The organism is Oleiphilus sp. HI0080, assembly GCF_001635135.1.
Genome location: NZ_LWFU01000594.1, coordinates 1 through 2,579 on the forward strand (window position 1 = coordinate 1; position 2,579 = coordinate 2,579).

The 2,579-nt window shown below is 49.6% G+C and carries 3 protein-coding genes; all 3 read right to left on the minus strand.

All coding sequences use genetic code 11. The features are described from left to right. Positions 1–1,138: VWA domain-containing protein (locus tag A3751_RS13035; protein ID WP_156492436.1), on the minus strand; the 1,138-nt coding region annotated here is incomplete at its 3' end. Next, positions 1,125–2,186: a VWA domain-containing protein gene (locus A3751_RS13040; protein WP_068456726.1), complete on the minus strand. Its 1,062-nt coding sequence runs from the start codon at positions 2,184–2,186 to the stop codon at positions 1,125–1,127. The genes A3751_RS13040 and A3751_RS13035, both read right to left, overlap by 14 nt. After that, positions 2,186–2,579 (minus strand): DUF4381 family protein (locus A3751_RS22190; protein WP_156492437.1); only part of this gene is annotated, 394 nt, incomplete at its 5' end. The genes A3751_RS13040 and A3751_RS22190, both read right to left, overlap by 1 nt.

Genomic DNA, 2,579 nt, shown 5'->3' on the forward strand with positions numbered 1-2,579 from the left:
ACAGTTGCGCGGCAATATCGTAGTTACCTTGTTGGACTTGACGCTGAGCTTGCTGATCTGGCGTCAACCACAGATCGCTAAACTCAAACGCATCCGCCTGTTGAGGACTGATAAAGATTAAAAGAATAAGAAGGCCGCCTTGGCGATACGCAAGCAAGCAAAGGGGGAGTGCCAGAACGAGAAACAAGAAACCCATATCTTCCCACTGATCGAATTCTCCGCGAAGAGCATTTTGTTGATGTTCTGAACTTAGTAGGGTGCCTGCTGCGTTTATCGCTTCAAGGTCACTGTCGTTCAATGCTAGTTCAGAAAATACGCCGCGATTTTCTATAGCGAGCGCCCTGAGTGGCGCTAACTCAGTCTTCGCGATCACCACTGACCCACCGTCTTTGAGATAACCGCGATTATCTGGAAGCTTTATCGGTCCGCCTTCTTCCGTGCCTACCGCAATGATGTTGAGCTCGAATTCTGTGCTAGTAAGCATGTCTGTAATGCGGTCAATTTGATGTGGAGCAACGCCATCGGTTACCAGGACAATTCGCCCCGTAGATGAGCCGGTTTTAGCCAAAAGATCCTTGGCCTGGTCTACCCCAAGGTCCGGACGGCTGCCGATGACTGGCATGATGAGTGGCTCGAGTGCTGCAAGGTTCGACTCGATTGTGCGCATGTCATCGGTAAGCGGGGTAACGACAAAGCTGTCACCTGAGAACGCGATTAACGCAGTGCTACCTTCTTTCCGCATACTTAATAGATCGACAATTTTTTGCTTCGCCCTGACTAGTCTTGAAGGCGGGGTATCTTCAGAAAGCATCGACAAAGATAAATCCATTATAACGACCATGTTGTCGCTACGCTGAGTTGCAGGTTGAGGTTTTTCAATCCAGCTCGGACCTGCGGCTGCAATCAAGAGCAGTGCGAGCGATGTCAAAAGTAACCCAGTGCGCGTGCGCTTCTTGCGGGCTACGTTTTGCTTTCCCTGCATCGCCTGAAGTAAGGTCGGGTTGATGTGCTGGCTCCAAGAATTGTCTCTGGTAACGCCTTTACGAAGCAACCAAATCAGTAGCGGCAATAGCACAAGCAGGGCAAGTAGTTCGGGCCTGAGGAAGTGTAAGTCTGGCAGGTGGTTAAGCAAGTCCATCGCGCCTTGCCTCCTGTCTCTTGTTGGTTCGCATGCGTTGAGCAACAACAATGAGCTTATATAAAACAAATAGGAATAGAGCGATGAGCACAGGCACGTGGACAAGGGATTTTTGTGGCCGATACGTACGCTTTGCAGATTCGATGGGCTCTAACGTGTCAATTTCGGCGTAGATCTGCTCGAGCTCCTCCGTGTTTCTTGCTCGGAAATACGCCCCCTCGGTTGTGTCTGCGATGGTTCGCAACATATCTTCATCCAAATCAGCAGAGGGGTTTACAGTACGAGAGCCGAAAAAGCTTCGTTGCAACATCTCATCGGCACCAATGCCAACGGTGTAAATTTTCACGCCGAAACTACTGGCTAATTGGGCCGCCTTTTGAGGTGGTATCTCGCCAGCTGTGTTGGCGCCGTCCGTAAGCAATATCAATACACGGCTTTGCTCGGGTCGCTCTTTCAAACGCTTCACGGCGAGGGCAATTGCATCACCAATCGCGGTTGCTTGACCAGCCATACCAAGAAATGCTTCTTGCAAAAGTGTATTGACTGTCTCGGTGTCGAACGAAAGCGGCGACTGAACGTAAGGTTGTGTTCCGAACAGGATCAAACCGATCCGGTCACCTTCGCGGCGCTGTGAAAAATCTCCGACCACGCTCTTTACCACATCGATTCGCGTGGCACGTCGTCCATTTAAGGGCATGTCTACTTCTTTCATGCTTGGCGAAATGTCGATTGCTAACATCAGATCACGTCCCTCTAGCGGTAGCTCGACGCTCGCACCAAAAAACTGTGGGCGCATTAATCCAACTGTAAGTAGGATCCAAAGAACATAGAGAAAAACTTTCTTTCGTTTGTGTTCGCGCTGCGAAGAGACCGTCGCAAAACCGTATTCTGCATGGGCTTGTGCGTAGGCCGAGATGGCTGGCGCTGTCATTTCTGGATTTTGACTTTCATCGCTTCTCAAACTGCGAAACAGCAGAGGCAATAGTGCAATAAGAGCTGCGTAAGGCCATACGAAATCAATTTGGTCGATTACTGTGAGTAGCTCCATCAACGCTGCCTCTTAAGCCATTTTTTTAGGCTTTCAAAAAAGGCCCTATCAAGGCGCGTCGCAACGGGGGCGTAATGACCAGATGCTAAAAGGTCTTTGTCTTGCTCGGAAAGGAAAGGAAGCTTCTCGTCTAAAGTCTGCTTCCATGCGTCGGATGTTTGCGTTCGATAGTCGGCAGAGCCTTGCTGACTGCTGAGGATGCGTTTTAAAAACATATTTACTTCCGCGTTGAGACGACTTGCATCCCGATGACCTGTGTCAGATGTTAGGTCTGGTGTCGATTTGAAATATCGTCTCTCGAGATCTAGCAGCGCTAGCAGCGCCTCTTTCCTATAACGTAACCTTTGATGCCTCTTAATAAAAAAGACAAATGTAGCGCCAACGACAGTAACG

Bases quoted from the DNA above. Each gene is read 5' to 3' on its own strand.
- A3751_RS13040 (WP_068456726.1), bottom strand. From the start codon at position 2,186: ATGGAGCTACTCACAGTAATCGACCAAATTGATTTCGTATGGCCTTAC.